Here is a 17,890-nt window from a genome sequence, read left to right on the forward strand (position 1 = left end):
GGCACGCTCAGCCGGAAACGGCTTTGGCCTGCTTCCAGACGGCTTCAAACTGACTGGCGGTGATGGCGTCATCCGAATCCAGATCCAGCCAGGACAGCGGCTGATCGGACAGCGGGAAGCGCTCATCGGCCTGCCCGGATTTGTCCGCCCAGACCAGCACGCTGCGGTAGCTTTCCACCTGCCGCACGATCACATCGCCCTGCGCCTCGAGGTAGATCGTGCCGTTGCCGATCTCGGATTCTGCGGGGTGTTTGTAGTGCTTGCGGGGCGTGCTCATGGCGGGGCGATATCTGGCAATGGAAATGGGGCCGGGGAATATACCTTGATCCGCCCCCTTCCCGTCGGCAATCGCCGCCCGGGGACCGGGTAGTGCCGGCCGCTGACCGGCTTCCCGCGGACCACGCAAGCAGGAACTAGACGACCGGTCTAATCAGGCGTACAGTGGCGTCCATGAACTCGCCCACCACCCCCTCCACCGTCCGCGACACGATCCTTGCCAGCGGCCAGCGGATCATGGGCGCCAAGGGCTTCTCCGCCGTCGGCCTCAATGAAGTGCTCGCGGCGGCGGGAGTCCCCAAAGGCTCGTTCTACCACTACTTCGCCTCGAAGGAAGCCTTCGGCGAGGCATTGCTGGAGGACTACTTCAGCGCCTATCTCGCCGATATGGACCGCATCTTCCGCCAGCCGGGCCAGACCAAGGCCGAGCAACTGGCCGCGTACTTCCGCGCCTGGCAGGACAGCCAGTCCTTCGAGGACTGCCAGGGCAAGTGCCTGGCCGTAAAGCTTGGTGCCGAAGTGGCGGACCTTTCCGAACCCATGCGGGCCGCACTCCAGCGTGGCACCACGGGGATCACCGATCGGCTGGCGCGTGCCATTGCGGCGGGCCTGGCCGACGGATCGGTGGCGACCCGGGAGCCACCCGAGGCGGTCGCCCGAAGCGTGTATCAGCTGTGGCTGGGGACCAGCATCATGGTCAAGATCGGCCGCACCACCGGGCCGTTCGACGACGCCGTGGCGTTGACCGCCCGCCTTCTGCATACCGCCCCCTGACAAAAGCGTGTCTCACGCACGCCGGCATCGGCGTGTTTTTCTCGGCCCCATCACTAGACGACCAGTCTAATCAAGCACCCACAGGAGCATCATCCATGAAAGTCCTCATCGTTCTGACCTCGCACGACGAACTCGGCACCACCGGCAAGAAGACCGGCTTCTGGCTGGAAGAGCTGGCTGCGCCCTACTACACCTTCAAGGATGCGGGCGCCGAGATCGTGCTGGCCTCGCCCAAGGGTGGGCGGCCGCCGCTGGATCCCAAAAGCAACGAGCCGGACTTCAAGACCGACGCCACCCGCCGCTTCGAGGCAGACGTGGATGCCAACGCGCAGCTGGCCAACACCGTGCGCCTGGACAGCATTTCGCAGGACGCGTTCGATACCGTGTTCTATCCCGGCGGCCACGGCCCACTGTGGGACCTCGCCGAAGACACCCACTCCATCGCGCTGATCGAAGCCTTCATCGCCGCCGGCAAGCCGGTCGCGCTGGTCTGCCATGCGCCGGGCGTGCTGCGTCACGTCAAGACGGCCGAGGGCGCCCCACTGGTGCAGGGCAAGAAGGTCACAGGCTTCACCAACACCGAAGAAGAGGGCGTCGGCCTGACCGAGGTGGTGCCCTTCCTGGTCGAGGACATGCTCAAGGCCGCGGGCGGTTCCTACTCCAAGGGGCCGGACTGGGGCTCGTATGTCGTCAGCGATGGCTTGCTGATCACCGGCCAGAATCCGGCCTCGTCGGCCGAAGCGGCTGAGGTGCTGGTGGAGCGACTCGCGTCCGCCACCAAGGCCTGAGCCACCGCGACGGCATCGGATGTCACGGTGCCCCACGCCGCCAGGGACGGCAGCAGCGGCAGAAGATGTTTCATGCACATGCGTTGTCCTCCGGGATGGCGTGGGACCGCCCGCTCATGGCGTGGCAGGGAATCCAGCATCGGCCAGCGCGGCCAGGAAGGCGGCCCGCTCGCGGTCGCTCTCCACACGTACTTCGCGCGCGGGCGGATCGGTCTCGATGCGTGCGTGCGGATCGACGCCCTGCAGTGCCTTGGTGACGGAGCGGGCGCAGCCGCCGCAGGTCATGGTGGGAAGGGTGAAACGATGCATCGGGCGACCTCGCCGTGGTGGGTATGAGCCCACTGTCGGGGCTGACAACGTGGCAAGGTCAAGGCCTTAGCGCGTCCGTGTCCTTTTTGCAGGGCATGGACGCGGCCGGGTCGATCAGGAACGTGGCTTGCGGGCCGCGCGCCCGCGCGAGGACACCGGCGTATCCGCACCGAACAGCGGCGTTTTGCGGGACTTCCCGGCGGATGCAGTCTCCGACGGCGCGGAAACGGGCTGGGCCAGGTCGGCGATGATCGGGCAATCCGGGCGGTCATTGCCGTGGCAGTGTTCGGCCAGATGCTCCAATGTCTGCACCATCGCCTGCAGCTCGGCAATCTTCGCCTTCAACCCGGCCACATGGGACAGCGCCACCGCCTTGACGTCGGCGCTGGCGCGTTCGCGATCGCGCCACAGCACCAGCAGCTCGCCGATCTGCTCGACCGAAAACCCCAGGTCACGCGCACGGCGGATGAAGCGCAGGCTGTGCGCGTCCTGCGGGCTGTAATGCCGGTAGCCCGCCTCCGAGCGCGCCGCCGGCGGGATCAGGCCGATCTGCTCGTAATAGCGGATCATCTTTGCCGACACGCCCGAAAACGTCGCGGCTTCCCCGATATTCATCGTCCGGTCTCCCTCTCACTTTCCGCCATGCCGGTGCCCAGCGTATCGGCCTGCATCGGTGCATGGAAGCGCTTGAGCCGCAGCGCATTGCCGAGCACGAACACACTGGACAATGCCATCGCCGCCGCGGCGAAGATCGGCGAGAGCAGCGTGCCGTTGAACGGGTACAGCAGGCCAGCGGCCACCGGGATCAGCACCGCGTTGTAGGCGAACGCCCAGAACAGGTTCTGCTTGATGTTGCGGATCGTTGCCTGGCTCAGGGCGATCGCGTTGGGCACGCCGCGCAGGTCGCCGGACATCAGCACCACGTCGGCCGCCTCGATCGCCACATCGGTGCCGGTGCCGATCGCCAGGCCGACATCGGCCTCGGCCAGCGCCGGTGCGTCATTGATCCCGTCCCCGACGAAGGCCACCTTGGCGCCACCAGCACGGAAACGCTTGAGCGCGGCGACCTTGCCATCGGGCAGCACTTCGGCCGCCACCTCATCGATGCCAAGCTGGCGTGCGATCGCCGCGGCGGTGGCCGCGTTGTCGCCGGTGATCATCGCGACCTTCAGGCCCAGGGCGTGCAGCGCCTGGATCGCCGCCGGCGTGCTTTCCTTGATCGGATCGGCCACCGCGATCACGGCCGCCAGGCGGCCATCGATTGCGGCGTACAGCGGGCTCCTGCCCTGCTCACCCAACCGCTGGGCGGTGGGCCGGAACGCCGCCACCTCCAGGCCGAGCCGGGTCATGTAGCGGTCCGCGCCGACGGCCACGGTGCGGCCGGCGACACGCGCGGAAACGCCGAAGCCCGGCACCGCCTCGAAGCGTTCGATGGTGGCCAGTGCGAGACCGCGCGCTCTGGCGGCCGCAACGATCGCCTCGGCGATGGGATGCTCGGAGCGGGTTTCCACCGCGGCAACCAGGGCCAGCACCTCATCCGCCTGGAAACCATCGGCCGGCTCCAGGTCGGTCAGTTCGGGGCGGCCCTTGGTCAACGTACCGGTCTTGTCCAGCGCGATCACACTCACATCGCGCAGTGCCTGCAGCGCCTCGCCCTTGCGGAACAGCACGCCCAGCTCCGCCGCGCGGCCGGTCCCGACCATGATCGAGGTCGGCGTGGCCAGGCCCATCGCGCAGGGACAGGCAATGATCAGCACCGCCACCGCATTGACCAGCGCAAAGGTCAGCGCCGGTGCCGGGCCGAGCACCAGCCACACCAGGAAGGTCAGCGCGGCAGCAGCCATCACCGCCGGCACGAACCACATGGTGACCCTGTCGACCAGCGCCTGGATCGGCAGCTTGGAGCCCTGTGCCTGCTCGACCAGACGGATGATCTGGGCCAGCACGGTGTCCCCGCCCACCTTGGTGACACGGAAACTGAAGGCACCGGTGGTGTTGAGGGTGCCGCCGACCACCTCGGCGCCCACGGCTTTGGCCACCGGTACCGGCTCGCCGGTGATCATGCTCTCATCCACATAGGACGCCCCCTCCACCACCGCGCCGTCCACGGGCACTTTCTCGCCCGGGCGGACCAGCACGACATCGCCGAGCATGACCTCCTCGAGCGGCACCTCGACCGTCTCATCGCCACGCTGCACGCGTGCAGTCCGCGCCTGCAGCCCGACCAGGCGCTTGATCGCCTGCGACGTGCGGCCCTTGGCCCGCGCCTCCAGCGTGCGCCCCAGCAGGATCAGGGTGACGATCACCACGGCCGCTTCGAAGTAGACGTTGGCGGTGCCCGGCGGCAGCACGCCCGGGGCGAAGGTGGCGACCACCGAGTAGCCATAGGCCGCCGCGGTGCCGAGCGAAACCAGCGAGTTCATGTCCGGGGCGCCGCGCAGCAGTCCCGGCACGCCTTTGCGGAAGAAGCGCAGGCCCGGCCCGAACAGCACCAGCGTGGCCAGCGCGAACTGCAGGTACCAGCTGGTCTGCAGGCCGACGGCATGCATCACCCAGTGGTGCATGGCTGGGACAAGGTGCGAGCCCATTTCCAGAATGAAGACCGGCAGCGTCAGCACCACCGCCAGCAACAGGGAGCGGCGCAGCGCACGGGCTTCAGCCTCGCGGCGTTCCTCCTCCTGGTCACCGGCCGCAGCCGTGCTCACGCCTGCAGCGCGCGCGGTGTAGCCGGCGTTTTCCACGGCAGCGACCAGATCAGCGACGGAGACCGTACCGGCCAGATGGCGCACCTGCGCCCGTTCCGTCGCCAGGTTGACGCTGGCCGCGATCACGCCCGGCAGCTGCGCAAGGCCGCGCTCCACGCGACCAACGCAGGACGCGCAGGTCATTCCCTCGATGCTCAGCTCGGTGGTGGCTTCGCGCACGGTGTAGCCCGCGCGTTCGATGGCACGCACCGCCGCCTGGGGATCGGGCGCCCCGATGAAGCTGAGATCGGCCCGCTCCGTGGCCAGGTTGACCGACGCCGTCTGCACGCCGGGGACGGCCGTCAGCGCGCGCTCCACCCGGCCCACACAGGAGGCGCAGGTCATGCCCTCGATGGGCAGGCTCAGGCGGCTGAGCGGCGCGCCGGACCGGGAAGCAACAGAAGACATGGGGCAGTCCTTGGGGTGAGGTTACCCGCCACCCTAAAGATTCCCATCGTGGGAAGGTCAAGCCCCCGCTTGATGGGGACGGAGGTAATTATTCATCCCCTCCATCCCCGTCAAGGCGCTTTACGGCTGGGCGGGCGTGCCGTCGTGGGTGACCCGCCAGATCGTGTTGGAGAGGTCATCGGCAACGATCAGTGCCCCACGCGGGTCGACCGTGACACCCACCGGGCGGCCGCGGGTCTTGCCGTCTTCGCCGAAGAAGCCGCTCACGAAATCGATCGGCTCGCCGGCCGGACGGCCATTGCTGAAGGGCACGAACACCACCTTGTAGCCGACCGGTGGATTCCGGTTCCAGCTGCCGTGCTCGCCCACGAAGACGCCATCGGCAAACTGGGTACCCATCACCGGCGACGAGAAGGCCACGCCGAGTGCGGCCACATGCGAGCCCAGCGCGTAATCCGGCGCGATGGCCGAGGCGACCTTGTCCGGATTCTGCGGCATCACCCGGCGATCCACATTCTTGCCCCAGTAGCTGTACGGCCAGCCATAGAAGCCGCCCTCCTTCACCGAGGTGAGGTAATCGGGCACGAGGTTCGGGCCGATCTCATCGCGTTCATTCACCACGGCCCACAGCGTGCCGGTGCCCGGCTGGATCGCCAGCGCGGTGGGATTGCGGATACCGGTGGCGTAATCCTTGTGTGCGCCGGTGGCCACATCGATCTGCCAGATCCGCGCACGATCGATCTCCACCGCCATGCCGCGCTCGGTGATGTTGCTGTTGGAGCCGATGCCTACATAGAGATAGCGGCCATCGGCACTGGCGGTCATCGCCTTGGTCCAGTGATGGTTGATCGCCGCGGGCAGATCGGTCAGTTTCGCCGGTGCGCCGCTCGCCTTGGTCTGGCCTTCCTGGTAGTCAAAGCGCACCACCGCATCCTGGTTGGCCACGTAGATCGCGTTGCCGATCATCGCCAGGCCGTACGGCGCATTGAGCTTGTCGGCGAAGACCGTCTTCAGTTCGTAGGTGCCGTCGCCATCGGCGTCGCGCAGCAGGGTCAGGCGGTTGCCGCTCTTGACCGCCGTGTTGCCCTTGGCCTTGATCTTGCCGGCGATCACATCCTTCGGCTTGAGGGCAGGCGCACTGCCGCCGCGACCTTCCGCGACCAGAATGTCACCGTTGGGCAGCACCAGGGTCTGCCGCGGAATGTTCAGATCGGTGGCGATCGCCGAGATGCGGTAGCCCTTGGGCACCGTCGGCAGGGTGTCGCCCCACTGCGCCGGCTTGGCGATGGTCATGTCCGGCATCAGCCCGCGATGCGGCTTGGGCATCTCCGGGTTGCCGCCGTACTGTTCCAGCTCGGGGGCCTTGCCGCTGCAGGCCGCCAGCGCGACCGCAAGCGCGGAAACCGAGAGCATCCGGATCGTCATCTGGCGGCTCATCGCACACCTCCCACGCGCAGGCTGGACAGCCCCACCCAGGTGGCGAGCAGCGCCAGCACCGTCAGGATCACCGAGAGCACCAGGCCCGCCGGCATCACCGCCCATGCATCACGCGCATGGTGGAGACAGTTGATGAAGCCCACGCCCCAGGTCACCGCCAGAATCACGACGTAGGCCAGGTTGCGGCTGCGACGGACCAGGCCGACGATCCCGCACAGCAGGGCCAGCGTGGTCATCACCATCGCACCGATCAGCAGCCAGGAGGCGAAGTTGGCCCACTGGATCTCGTACGAACTCCAGTAGGCGTAGTCCGCCAGCAGTGCGCCGAGGAACAGCGGCAGCACCCCGCCCAGTACAGCGGCGTGGAACGGATGGATGACCCATGATCGGGTCAGGACAACGGTCGAAGCCATGGTGGTCTCCTGGTGAGGGGGCGAATCCCTCCCGATCCTGCCACCCCTGGTGTGATGGGGGTGCTGAGATGCCGCCCACACGAAACCGGGGGACAGCCTGCCCCCCGGTTCGTCGCCATGCCAGCGCTGCGATGGACCTCGCCGCTACTTGCCCGTCACCGCTTCCTGCAGCTTCTCCACCGCCTGGTCGGCCGTGAACGTGTTCGGCTTCTGGATCTTGGGGAAGTCCACGAACGTCTCGTTGAATTTTGTGAGCAGCGCGATCGCGCCGTACACGATGTAGACGTGGTTGATGTACCAGTCCCAATAGGTATTGGAGGTCACATCCGCGAACTCGTACGGATCGGTGCGCAGGTTGTAGATCTTGGGGATGCGCATGACCGTGAACGGTTCGCCCCACAGCTGCATGGTGCCCTTGCAGCGCTGCTCGATGAAGGTCACCTTCCAGTTGTCGTAGCGGATGCCGAGCATGTCGCCATCATCGGAGATGTAGACGAACAGCTTGCGCGGCGACTTGTCCTGCTTGCCGGTGAGATACGGCAGCAGGCTGACCCCGTCGATGTGGTTCTTGTAGGTGCGCCCGATCGCCTTGACCCCCTTCTTGAGGTCCTCGACCACGCCCTTGTTGCCCGCCAGTTCCAGGAAGGTGGGCAGCCAGTCATGGTGCTGCACGATCTCGTTGGACACCGAGCCCGGCTTGATCTTTCCCGGGTAGCGAACCACCAGGGGAATCCGGAACGCGCCTTCCCAGTTGGTGTCCTTCTCACTGCGGAACGGCGTCATGCCGCCATCCGGCCACGAATTGCGGTGCGGCCCGTTGTCGGTGGAGTACACCACCAGGGTGTCTTCGGCGATGCCCAGTTCGTCGAGGTAATCGAGCAACGCGCCCACGTTCTTGTCGTGGTCGATCATCGTGTCGTGATACGGCGACTGCCAGCGCCCGGCCTGCCCCAGGCTTTCCTTCTTGGTATGCGTGATCAGGTGCATGTGGGTGAAGTTGACCCAGACGAAGAACGGCGTGTCGTCGTCGTTCGCCTTCTTGATGAAGCCCTTGGCGCGGTCGGCGAAGTCGTCATCGCAGGTCAGCATGCGCTTGCGGTCCAGCGGGCCGGTATCCTCGATCTTCTGCTTGCCCACCTTGCCCCAGCGCTTCTGGTCGGTGCTGTCATCCTTATCGGTGGCGAAACTGTGGATCACCCCGCGCGGCTTGATGGTCTCGATGAAATCCCCGAACTCGTCCTTCGGGAAGTAGTCGTACATCTCCGGCTCTTCTTCGGCATTGAGGTGGTACAGATTGCCGTAGAACTCATCGAACCCATGGTTGGTGGGCAGCATGTGGTTGAGGTCGCCGAGGTGGTTCTTGCCGAACTGCCCGGTGGTATAGCCCTCGTTCTTCAGCAGGGCGGCGATGGTGACGATCTTCTCGTTCATGCCGACCGGCGCGCCCGGAATGCCGACCTTCGACAGGCCGGTCCGCAGGACGCTCTGGCCGGTGATGAAGGACGAACGCCCTGCCGTACAGGACTGTTCGCCGTAGGAATCGGTGAACAGCATGCCCTCGTTGGCCAGGCGGTCGATGTTCGGCGTCTGGTATCCCATCAAGCCGCGCGAGTAGCAGCTCAGGTTGGAGATGCCGATGTCGTCTCCCCAGATGACAAGGATGTTGGGCTTCTTTGCGGATGAACCGGGCTTCTTCTTTGCGGATGAGCTGGCCATGCACATCTCCGACGACGGTGGTGCTCAATAGTCCGTGTCGGTCATCGTCGCGGCCAGCGTGTTTCTACTTAGACGGCGTCAGTAAGTCTTCGCCTCCCCCGCTCATCCCTCCCAGCTGATGCCTTTTGGCGCACTGGAGAAACCGGCGGCCCGCAGCGCGTCCATCAGGCCGTCGCGTCGGGCCGGCGCAGCGTCGATCAGCTCCACGGTGAACGAGCTGCGCCGGCCCCGCCGCAGTGCGCTGGCCAGCGCCTGCGCCGCGGCAGCCGTCGTGCCTGCCAGGGACGGATCGTCCGCATCGAAGAACGTCAGCAGCTGGCGGCCCCCCTGGGCCAGGTACATCAGCAGCCGTCCACCGCCGATCACCACCACGGCACCGGCGCGGCGCACCGGCCGGACCGCCGAGCCGTGCACCGGCCAGGGCACCACGGTACCGAACGGGTTGGCCGGGTCCACCGCGGACAGCCCGATCGCCACCTCGCCAGCACCGGGCCGCAGGGCATCGGCGACGCCACGCAGTCGATCCACGATCAGGCGATCGGCGAACTGGGCCCCGCCCAGCCCTTCGACGAAGCGGCCGCGCAGCACCCGGCCTGCATCCTCCATGCCGCGATACACCTGTTGCAGCGCCGGGAAGCCGCCGGCGATCCCTTCGGCCATCGCGGCCCCGCGGGTCACGATGCCGTGCCGGTCCAGCAGCCCCTCGGCCAGCGCCACCGCGCGCGCCGTGTCGCTGATCGCCTCACGCTGCAACAGCGACCAGCGCCCGGCCAGCGCGGCTGCCGCAAAGCTGGCGATCACGGCCGGCGCTCCGTCGGCCAAGGGCATGTCGTGCATCGGGACGCCATGGACGCGTCGACCGCGCCGCGGGGCGCGCGCGACCCGCGGCCGCAGCGCGCGGCCCCCGGCCATGCCGCGCAGCGGCGCCCACAGATCCGTGGTCAGGTACCCCGACCATGCCAGGCCCCACAAGGCGTCGTGCAGCTGCGCGGCGGTGATCTCCATGGGCGGGCTGCCGGCCCGCCCCCCGTGCGTGCCCACCGCGGTGACCAGCTGACGCGCGAAGTACGCGCCACCGTCGGCCAGCACCTGCAGCAGCGCATCCTGCAGCGGCGACAGCGCGGTTGCCACTGCAGGCGCGGGCAGCGTTTCTGCCGCGAATTCCTGCAGGTGCAGCGAGACCAGGCCGTCCTCCTCGCCGAGCCGCCCGTGCCCGGCCCACACCACGGTACCCGTGGCGAGCAGCGAATCGAGCATCGCCGGCGCGTAATCGACCACGCGCGCGGGCAGGATCTGCTGTTCCCACACCGACGCCGGCAGCGCCACGCCCGCCAGCAGTTCCACCACGCGCAGCACGCCGTCGATGCCTTCCAGCGCACCCGGCCCGCGGTGAGCGATGCCACGTGCAGCCTGTTCGGCATCGCTCAGCAGCCCATGCCTCTCCAGCAACAACAGGGCATAGGCGTCGCGCGCGACCGGCCGGGTCGCCTCGCGCGCCGCCTGCAGCGAGCGCACCCGCAACCGACGGAACACCGCCTCACCCACCCATTCGTGACGGGCCAGCGGCGCCGGCTCGGCGGCCGCGCCGACGGCCTCGGCATCGCGACGCGCCACACCGAAACGACCCTTGAGCAGCTTGCCCTGCGCTTCCAGCTGCGTGAGTGCCGCATCGGCCACGGCCACGCCCAATCCAAACGCGGCCGCCACCTCGGCCGTGGTGAACGGCGCATGGGTGCGCGCATATCGGCCCAGCAGCTCGCCCAGCGGGTCCGATGAGGCCTGCAGGAAGGGCTCGGGGATGCCGCGCGGGAGGGTGACCCCCAGCGCATCGCGCAGCCGCGCGGCATCTTCGATGGCCGCCCAGTGCAGGCGGCCGGCGATCTGGACCTGGATCGCACGCCGCTCAGCGGCGAGATCGTGCAGATGCCCGGCAGGTTCGTCATCGACCCGCCGCAGCGCCATCGCTTCATCGGTGAGCGGGCCCAGTTCCCGCAGCAGATCGGCCGCCCCTTCCTTGCCGCGCGCACGGCGGTCGGGCGCCAGGCGCTGCAACTCGTTGCCCACCTGCTCCACCACGGCCGCATCCAGCAGTTCGCCCAGATCGACCTGGCCGAGCAGATCGCCCAACAGGCCGCTGTCCAGTGACAGCACCGACGCACGGCGCTCGGCCAGCGGCACATCGGTGCCGTACATGAACTCGGCGACATAGCCGAACAGCAGGTTCGCCGCGAATGGCGACGGTACCTCGGTGGTGACATCGGCGATCGCCACGCGGCCGTCGGTGAGCCGCTGCATCAGCACGCCCAGCGCATCGAGATCGTAGACGTCCTGCAGGCACTCACGCGCGGTCTCGATCAGGATCGGGAACTCGGGATGGCCCTGCGCGATGGCCAGCAGTTCACCGGCGCGCAGGCGCTGCTGCCACAGCGGCGAGCGACGACCCGGCGTGCGCCGCGGCAGCAACAGCGCGCGTGCGGCACATTCGCGGAAGCGCGCAGCGAACAGGGCCGAGCCGCCCACGGCGCGCGTGACGTCGCTGCGCAGACGCTCGGGCTCGAACAGGAACAGCTCCGCGCCCGGCAGGCGCCCCTGTGCGTCGGGCAGCCGCGCGATGATGCCGTCGTCGCTGGCGACCACTGCTGGATCCACGCCCCAGCGTTCGCGGATGCGCGCGGCCACCGCCAGCGCCCACGGATCGTGTACGCGCCGCCCATACGGCGAATGCAGCATCAGCCGCCAGTCACCGGCCTCATCGCGGCAGCGCTCCAGTACGAGCGTGCGATCGGTGGGCAGCACGCCGGTGGCCTCACGCTGTTCGGCCAGCAGGCCGGCGATGTTGGTGATCGCGTTGTCGGCCAATCCGCAGGCCTGCAGCCGCTCGCGCAGCCCGGCCGGCAGGCCCGCTTCCGCGGCACCGGCATCCAGCGCACCGATGAAGGCACCCACCGCCTCGCCCAGTTCGGCCGGGCGGCCCACGCCCTCACCGCGCCAGAACGGCAAGCGCGCCGAACGCCCCGGCGCGGGGGTCACCACGACCTGGTCATGGGTGATCTGCTCGATCCGCCACGAGGTGGCGCCCAAGGTGATCACATCGTTGACCCGTGATTCGTGGACCATCTCCTCATCGAGCTCACCGACCCGGCGCGACCCGGCACGCTCTTCGCCTTCCGGAAGCACGACACCGAACATGCCGCGGTCGGGGATGGTGCCCCCGCTGGTGACCGCCAGCTGTTTCGCGCCCGGCCGCGCGCTCAGTGCACCGGTGTCGCGGTTCCAGACCAGCCGCGGGCGGAAGCCGGCAAAATCATCGGAGGGATAACGTCCGGCCAGCATGTCCAGGGTGGCATCGAACGCGCTGCGCGGCAGCGAACGGTACGGCGCAGCGCGGCGTACGCGCGCATACCAGGCCTCCACGTCCAGTGTTTCCATCGCCGCGGCGGCCACTGTCTGCTGGGCCAGTACGTCCAGCGGGTTGCGCGGCGGATCGATCGCTTCGATCTCGCCGGCCAGCATCCGCTCCACTGCCACGGACGCATCGATCAGGTCGCGCCGCGTGCGCGGGTAGACCAGGCCGGTGGAGATGCCCCCGACCTGATGGCTGGCCCGCCCCACCCGCTGCAGCGCGCTGGCGACCGAAGGCGGCGCGGCGACCTGGATCACCAGGTCGACCAGCCCCATGTCGATGCCCAGCTCCAGGCTGGAGGTCGCCACGACACAGCGCAGCTCGCCGGACTTGAGCGCCTGTTCGATCTCGCGGCGCTGTTCCTTGGAGACCGAACCATGGTGCGACCGGGCGATCAGCGCCTCCGCTCCGGCGGCCCGCCCGGCGGTGCCGCCGTTGAACGACCCGTAGTGCTCGGGGGCAGCCGCCGCCATCGAGGCACGCGCCGGGAGCTGGCCACGGGCGACACGGTCGGCATGCAGTTCATTCAACCGGGCAGTCAGCTTTTCGGCCACGCCCCGTGAGTTGGCGAACACAATCGTCGAACGTCGCGCCAGCACCTGGTCCAGGATGCTGGCCTCCACATGCGGCCAGATCGAGCCGACCCGGCCCGCGGACGCGGGTGCATCGGCGGCAGCGGGATGCGGCGGAATGTCGCCCATATCCTCGACCGGCACCACGATCCGGACCTCCAGCGCCCGCTGCGACGGCGGATGGACCACGGTGACCGGACGGTCGCCGCCGAGGAACCGCGCGACCTCCTCCACCGGGCGCACCGTGGCCGAGAGCCCGATGCGCTGCGCGGGCACCTGCAGCAGGGCATCCAGCCGCTCCAGGCTCAACGCCAGGTGGGTGCCGCGCTTGCTGCCGGCCACCGCGTGGATCTCATCGATGATCACGGTATGCACGTCGCGCAACGTCTCGCGCGCCTGTGAGGTGAGCATCAGGAACAGCGATTCGGGCGTGGTGATCAGGATGTCGGGCGGACGCCGCAGCAGTCGCGCCCGCTCTGCCGGGGTGGTGTCGCCGGTCCGGATCGCGACGGACAGGGTGACCGCCGGATCGCCACGCCGCGCACGTTCGGCGCTGACGCCCTGCAGGGGTATCTGCAGGTTGCGCTGGACATCGGCGCCGAGGGCCTTGATCGGCGAGAGATACAGCACACGGGTGCCGCGCTTCTTCGGCACCGACGCCTCCGGCTGCGCATCGCCCGGCTGCTCATCGCTGGGAGGCTCACCGCTGCGGAACAGCTGGTCGATCGCCTGCAGGAACGCGGCGAGGGTCTTGCCCGAGCCGGTCGGCGCGATGACCAGCGTGTGCTGGCCGGCGCTGATAGCCGCCCAGGCATGGTCCTGCACGGGCGTGGGCGCAGCGAAGGCTGCCGTGAACCAATCGCGCGTGGCCGGAGTGAAGGTGGCCAGTGCGCCGGGGGCGGGGTCGTTCGAGGTGGGCATGGATCCGGATGTCGTGGGACGCTCGCCCAGCGACGGCCGCGAGCGCAATGGAACCAGACTAGGGTATGCCGCGTCGGGCATCCGTCAATCGGCGCGGGACCGACGCGTCTCCGCCTGGCTCCACCCGCCCCTGAGCCCCCGCCACTCGTCCCTTCATCACCCACATCCGGCCCCAGGCCAAGGCCCGCGGGCCTCTGCGGGAACACACTCGCTGGCATCGACCACGCTGCCGCCGCAGGAACGACCCTCATGAAACGACGCGATTGCCTCAAAGCCGGGCTGACCCTCCCGCTGCTGCCGATGCTGCTCAAGGCCGGCCCTGCCTTCGCAGCGATGCGTTCGAGGGTCCGGCCGGGCGCTGCGGGGTGGCCCGCTGCCGCCGAGTGGGACCGATTGTCGCGTGCGGTCGGCGGCATCTCGCGGATGCGCTCGGTGCGTCCCTCGCACGGGGTGGACTGATAATGACGCGCGCCGTCGACCAGGCAGGTATGCACCTGTCGCGGCGGCAGATCCACCGCTGTGGCGCTCATCATCAGGGTCAGCCACCACGCAGGCATCGCATCGCTCCGTCCAGATGCGCCCAGCATGTTTCAGAGGCGGATCACCGAGCCGTGACCGGCTGCACAGTGAGCGGGCGATGCGCATGCCCCTGACACGCCATCACTGCCATGCCCTACCCAAGTGCTATGGCCTGGCGCCCACGTGCAGTTCCAGCACTTCGTCACCCAAGGCGTCGATCTCGCCGGTCGGCCGCCAGCCCAGGTAGCGATAGAAGCCATGCGAGCGCACCGCAGGATCCGCCGCACACCCCAGGATCAGCCGCGAATGGCCGGCCTCGACTAGATCGGCGATGGACATATCCAGCAGCCGCCGACCGATGCCCTGCCCTTCATGGGACGGCAGCATTGCCAGCACCACGATCTCGCCGCCGTCGCGATCGCCGAAGCAGTAGCCGACCATGTGCTCGCCTTCCAGCGCGATATGCCCCGGCAGTACATCGTCACGGATACCGGCCGCCCAGCTGTCTTCGGTGATGCCGAGTCCGGCAAGCTCGGCCGCGGAAAACGCATTTTCGCGGGTGCGCCCACGCAGATCGATGCAGGCAGCGGCATCGCCCGGCACGGCGCGACGGTAATGAATCGGGTGGGTCATGCGTGCTTCCTGCAACCGCCGGAACACTCGGCGGCGCGCAGTATATCGTCGCATGCGCTGTAGACCCAAACGCAGCGGGCCCGGCATTGCCATTGCCGGGCCCGCGAGGGAATTACAGGAAGCGGTAATCGAACTCCAGCCACAGCTGGCGGCCGTAGGGGTCGTAGTTGCCGACCGGATAGAACGGCCAGCCGCCGCCGTTCTTGTCCGCCGGCGGGCGGCTGTCGCGCAGGTTGTTGACGATCAGGCCGAGCGTGGCGTTGTCGTTGAGCTTGCGATACAGGCTGGCGTTGTAGGTCATGTACGGCGCGATGCGACCACTGCCGTCGGTCTTCGGCAACGAGCCGTAACGCATGCCGTACAGGGTGGCGGTCCAGTCGTTGATCGCCCAGGTCACGCTGCCGTTGACCTTGCTGCGCCACTGGTAGGAATCCAACGAGTTGCGCTGGTCCTGCACGTCATCGCCGGCGAACTGGCGGTACCTGTGATCGATCACCAGCGAGTACGCCACGCGGGCGGAGAAACGACCATAGCGGCCCGCGTCCCAGCGCAGGGTCGACTTCAGGTCGATGCCGCGCACGGTTTCGGAGGCGGCGTTGATCGGGTTGATCAGCACGCGCACGACCTGGTTTGGCTGCACTGCCGCGTCGGCCGGGTTGCGGATCACGCGACGCAGCGCGTCCTGGCATTGTGCCGAGCCGATATCGCGTGCGTCGCCACCCACGGTCTGGCCGAGGCGGCAATCGGCTTCATCCTTGAGGATGCGGGTGGCATCCAGGTTGGTGACCTCATCGTCGATGCGGATGTCGTAGTAATCGGCCGTGAAGTCCAGATTGGCAGACGGCGACCACACGAAGCCCAGACCGTAGGACTTGGCGGTTTCCGGCTGCAGCTGCGGATTGGCACCACTGGTGTAATCGATCGCCAGGCCGCTGAAATCGCAGTCGTCGTATGCCTGGCCGGCACTGCGGCAGCGCCAATAATCGGTCATGCCGGGGTTGTAACCGCGCGTTTCGGTGGCGAACACGTAGTTCATGTCCGGCGCACGGAAGCTGGTTGCTGCACTCGCGCGCAGCAGCAGCGTATCGAACGGACGGAACTCCAGGCCGGTGCTCCAGGTGGCCTTGCCCAGATGATCGCCGGCAGCACGGTACTGGTCGTAGCGACCGGCCACGGTCGCGGTCAGGCGCTCCAGCAAGGGCAGCTGCAGCTCCACCCCGGCGGCATAGCGGTCACGCTCGCCACCGGCCGGAATGCCGGCGTTGAGGTTCCAGAACACGCCCTGTCCCAAGGCCGGGTCCGGGCGGTTGCGGTAGCCCTGGCTGCCGGCTTCGACCACGGCGGCCAGCGCTGCACGGCCGCCGGGCAGATCGAACAGCTGGCCGTTGACGCTGACGCTGGCGGTCTGCAGCCACGCAGCGTTGCGGCTCTCGTAGCGGTCCGACAGCCCCTCGTACTCGCCCGGGGTCAGCGGCTGGTACAGGCGCGACGGATCCGGGGCATACACGTCAACGCCATCGCGGGTGCCCAGTTGTGGGCCCAGCAGGTACGCATTGATGCCGACCAGCAGGCCCGGGCGCTGCGTCCTGTTCTCGTAGCGCGAGCGGCTGTAGGCCGCTTCGTAATCCCAGTCCGAGCCGCCGATGCTGCCACGGGCGCCGACGTTGAACGACCACGACTGCTCCAGGAAGCGGTTGGCATTGCGCTGCACGCCGCCGATCTCTTCGGGCGCGAAACGCCGGTACCAGCTTTCCAGCTGACCGCTGTTCTGGTTGTAGAAGTAATTGCGCGAGGAGGTCCAGCTCGGTGCGCGGGTGTTGTTGTAAATGCGCGCAGTGCCGATCGCCGCATCGGCGAACAGTTCCTGACGGTCATTCAAGCGCCAGGTCACCGCGCTGTACGCATCGATGTTGCGCTTCTCGGTCTGCACGGTCCAGAACGTGGGTGCGGCTTCATTGCTGCCGCAGTACCAGCCCTGGCGCGGATTCTGCGCGCGGAAGACACTGCCGCCATACAACGTGCTGGCGGCATCGCAGCCATCGGCACCGGGATCAATGTAGTTGTTGGTGGAGGCGTTGCGGCGATACGCCACGGCCGTCGCGAGCGGCGCCACGCCGCGCGGATCGTCGGTGAGCGAATCCATGAAGTCGCGCTGCGAACCGTAGATCGCTTTGCGGTTGGCGATCTCCAGGCCGAAGATCGCGTCCCAGTTCTCACCCGAACCGCCACCGACCGCCTGCAGGCGCTGGTTGTCGCCGCCACCCTGTTCGGTGGTGCCGGCGCGGATATTGATCCCGACGCCGTCATAGGTTTTCTTCAGGATGATGTTGACCACGCCGGCGATCGCATCGGAGCCGTACACCGCCGAGGCGCCCCCGGCCAGCACTTCGATCCGGTCGATCAGCGCGCTGGGGATGTTGGCCAGGTTGACCACGTTGACCGAGCCTTCGTAGGCCAACGGGTAGTCCGACTGCCGGCGGCCGTTGACCAGCACCAGGGTAAGGTTGGGGCCAAGGCCGCGCAGGTTGATGGTGTTGGCAGCCGGGGTGAAGGTGTTGCCGAAATCCTCGCCCTGCACGTTGCCGGTGTTCTCGGTCAGCGCGCTGAGCGCCTCGAACGCGCTGCGGTAGCCCTGTGCCTCGATCTGCTCCTGGGTGATCACGGTGACCGGGGATGGACCTTCCACGCTGGCGCGGGGGATGCGCGAGCCGGTGACGGTGACGGCCTCCAGCTGGGTGGGTGCATCGGCCGCGTGGACCAGCGATACCGCACCAAGCAAAGGCAACAACGACACAACCAGGGCCCGCCGACGCAGCGGGCGATACAGCACAGACATGCAGATTTCCGGTAAAGACGTACGTGCCGGCGGGGTCAGGCCCGTGCCGGAGCGTAGTGAGGGAGGGGCCGTGATTCTGCTGAACAGGCGGAAAAGGAGGAAATGACCGCCCGCGATATGCTTATCGATATTTTGCCTAAG

The 17,890-nt window shown here is 67.9% G+C and carries 13 protein-coding genes; 3 read left to right on the forward strand and 10 right to left on the reverse strand.

The genetic code is table 11. The features are described 5' to 3' along the window. Positions 1-7: 7 nt before the first annotated feature. A complete protein-coding gene (locus NJD74_RS17050; RefSeq protein ID WP_083298829.1) occupies positions 8-277 on the reverse strand; it encodes a hypothetical protein in 270 nt (89 codons plus the stop codon). 173 nt (positions 278-450) lie between these two features. On the opposite strand from NJD74_RS17050, the gene NJD74_RS17055 reads away from it, so the two are divergent. Continuing rightward, entirely contained in the window at positions 451-1,050 is a 600-nt protein-coding gene (locus tag NJD74_RS17055) for a TetR/AcrR family transcriptional regulator (RefSeq protein ID WP_070473920.1), read from the forward strand. 95 nt (positions 1,051-1,145) lie between these two features. Continuing rightward, the gene (locus tag NJD74_RS17060) at positions 1,146-1,838 is read left to right on the forward strand and encodes a type 1 glutamine amidotransferase domain-containing protein (RefSeq protein WP_102789313.1); all 693 of its coding nucleotides are present in this window, start codon (positions 1,146-1,148) and stop codon (positions 1,836-1,838) included. A gap of 114 nt (positions 1,839-1,952) precedes the next feature. On the opposite strand, the gene NJD74_RS17065 is transcribed toward NJD74_RS17060, so the two are convergent. The 7 genes from NJD74_RS17065 to NJD74_RS17095 form a co-directional block, all read right to left on the reverse strand. Continuing rightward, positions 1,953-2,147 carry a heavy-metal-associated domain-containing protein gene (locus tag NJD74_RS17065; protein ID WP_070473916.1) on the reverse strand — a complete coding sequence of 65 codons (195 nt, stop codon included), beginning with the start codon at positions 2,145-2,147 and terminating at the stop codon, positions 1,953-1,955. 114 nt (positions 2,148-2,261) lie between these two features. Next, positions 2,262-2,762 carry a Cu(I)-responsive transcriptional regulator gene (gene cueR, locus NJD74_RS17070; RefSeq protein ID WP_070473914.1) on the reverse strand — a complete coding sequence of 167 codons (501 nt, stop codon included), beginning with the start codon at positions 2,760-2,762 and terminating at the stop codon, positions 2,262-2,264. Further along, positions 2,759-5,299, reverse strand: coding sequence for a heavy metal translocating P-type ATPase (locus tag NJD74_RS17075; RefSeq protein WP_319624649.1), 2,541 nt, complete (start codon positions 5,297-5,299; stop codon positions 2,759-2,761). Before NJD74_RS17075 ends, cueR begins: the two co-directional genes overlap by 4 nt. 120 nt (positions 5,300-5,419) lie before the next feature. After that, the gene (locus NJD74_RS17080) at positions 5,420-6,736 is read right to left on the reverse strand and encodes a sorbosone dehydrogenase family protein (RefSeq protein WP_319624650.1); all 1,317 of its coding nucleotides are present in this window, start codon (positions 6,734-6,736) and stop codon (positions 5,420-5,422) included. Then, complete coding sequence (locus tag NJD74_RS17085) at positions 6,733-7,149, reverse strand: DUF2231 domain-containing protein (protein WP_070473908.1); 417 nt, start codon at positions 7,147-7,149, stop codon at positions 6,733-6,735. Before NJD74_RS17085 ends, NJD74_RS17080 begins: the two co-directional genes overlap by 4 nt. 144 nt (positions 7,150-7,293) lie before the next feature. After that, positions 7,294-8,865 (reverse strand): arylsulfatase, encoded by a 1,572-nt coding sequence (locus NJD74_RS17090; protein WP_319624651.1) that lies wholly within the window; start codon positions 8,863-8,865, stop codon positions 7,294-7,296. Between the two features lie 102 nt (positions 8,866-8,967). Beyond that, positions 8,968-13,761: an ATP-dependent helicase gene (locus NJD74_RS17095; RefSeq protein WP_319624652.1), complete on the reverse strand. Its 4,794-nt coding sequence runs from the start codon at positions 13,759-13,761 to the stop codon at positions 8,968-8,970. Positions 13,762-14,010: 249 nt separating this feature from the next. On the opposite strand from NJD74_RS17095, the gene NJD74_RS17100 reads away from it, so the two are divergent. Next, the gene (locus NJD74_RS17100; RefSeq protein ID WP_319624653.1) at positions 14,011-14,220 is read left to right on the forward strand and encodes a hypothetical protein; all 210 of its coding nucleotides are present in this window, start codon (positions 14,011-14,013) and stop codon (positions 14,218-14,220) included. A gap of 225 nt (positions 14,221-14,445) precedes the next feature. On the opposite strand, the gene NJD74_RS17105 is transcribed toward NJD74_RS17100, so the two are convergent. Together NJD74_RS17105 and NJD74_RS17110 are read right to left on the reverse strand one after the other, a co-directional pair. After that, the gene (locus tag NJD74_RS17105) at positions 14,446-14,913 is read right to left on the reverse strand and encodes a GNAT family N-acetyltransferase (protein ID WP_019185090.1); all 468 of its coding nucleotides are present in this window, start codon (positions 14,911-14,913) and stop codon (positions 14,446-14,448) included. 112 nt (positions 14,914-15,025) lie between these two features. After that, positions 15,026-17,749: a TonB-dependent receptor gene (locus tag NJD74_RS17110; protein ID WP_319624654.1), complete on the reverse strand. Its 2,724-nt coding sequence runs from the start codon at positions 17,747-17,749 to the stop codon at positions 15,026-15,028. Positions 17,750-17,890: the final 141 nt, after the last annotated feature.

The organism is Stenotrophomonas sp. RG-453 (genome assembly GCF_033843685.1).
In the GTDB taxonomy this organism is placed as follows: Bacteria; Pseudomonadota; Gammaproteobacteria; order Xanthomonadales; family Xanthomonadaceae; genus Stenotrophomonas; species Stenotrophomonas bentonitica_A.

Coding starts and splice junctions, on each gene's coding strand:
- NJD74_RS17080 (WP_319624650.1), bottom strand. CDS start 6,736: ATGAGCCGCCAGATGACGATCCGGATGCTCTCGGTTTCCGCGCTTGCG.
- NJD74_RS17090 (WP_319624651.1), bottom strand. CDS start 8,865: ATGGCCAGCTCATCCGCAAAGAAGAAGCCCGGTTCATCCGCAAAGAAG.
- NJD74_RS17105 (WP_019185090.1), bottom strand. CDS start 14,913: ATGACCCACCCGATTCATTACCGTCGCGCCGTGCCGGGCGATGCCGCT.
- cueR (WP_070473914.1), bottom strand. CDS start 2,762: ATGAATATCGGGGAAGCCGCGACGTTTTCGGGCGTGTCGGCAAAGATG.
- NJD74_RS17110 (WP_319624654.1), bottom strand. CDS start 17,749: ATGTCTGTGCTGTATCGCCCGCTGCGTCGGCGGGCCCTGGTTGTGTCG.
- NJD74_RS17065 (WP_070473916.1), bottom strand. CDS start 2,147: ATGCATCGTTTCACCCTTCCCACCATGACCTGCGGCGGCTGCGCCCGC.
- NJD74_RS17085 (WP_070473908.1), bottom strand. CDS start 7,149: ATGGCTTCGACCGTTGTCCTGACCCGATCATGGGTCATCCATCCGTTC.
- NJD74_RS17050 (WP_083298829.1), bottom strand. CDS start 277: ATGAGCACGCCCCGCAAGCACTACAAACACCCCGCAGAATCCGAGATC.
- NJD74_RS17075 (WP_319624649.1), bottom strand. CDS start 5,299: ATGTCTTCTGTTGCTTCCCGGTCCGGCGCGCCGCTCAGCCGCCTGAGC.
- NJD74_RS17055 (WP_070473920.1), top strand. CDS start 451: ATGAACTCGCCCACCACCCCCTCCACCGTCCGCGACACGATCCTTGCC.
- NJD74_RS17100 (WP_319624653.1), top strand. CDS start 14,011: ATGAAACGACGCGATTGCCTCAAAGCCGGGCTGACCCTCCCGCTGCTG.
- NJD74_RS17060 (WP_102789313.1), top strand. CDS start 1,146: ATGAAAGTCCTCATCGTTCTGACCTCGCACGACGAACTCGGCACCACC.
- NJD74_RS17095 (WP_319624652.1), bottom strand. CDS start 13,761: ATGCCCACCTCGAACGACCCCGCCCCCGGCGCACTGGCCACCTTCACT.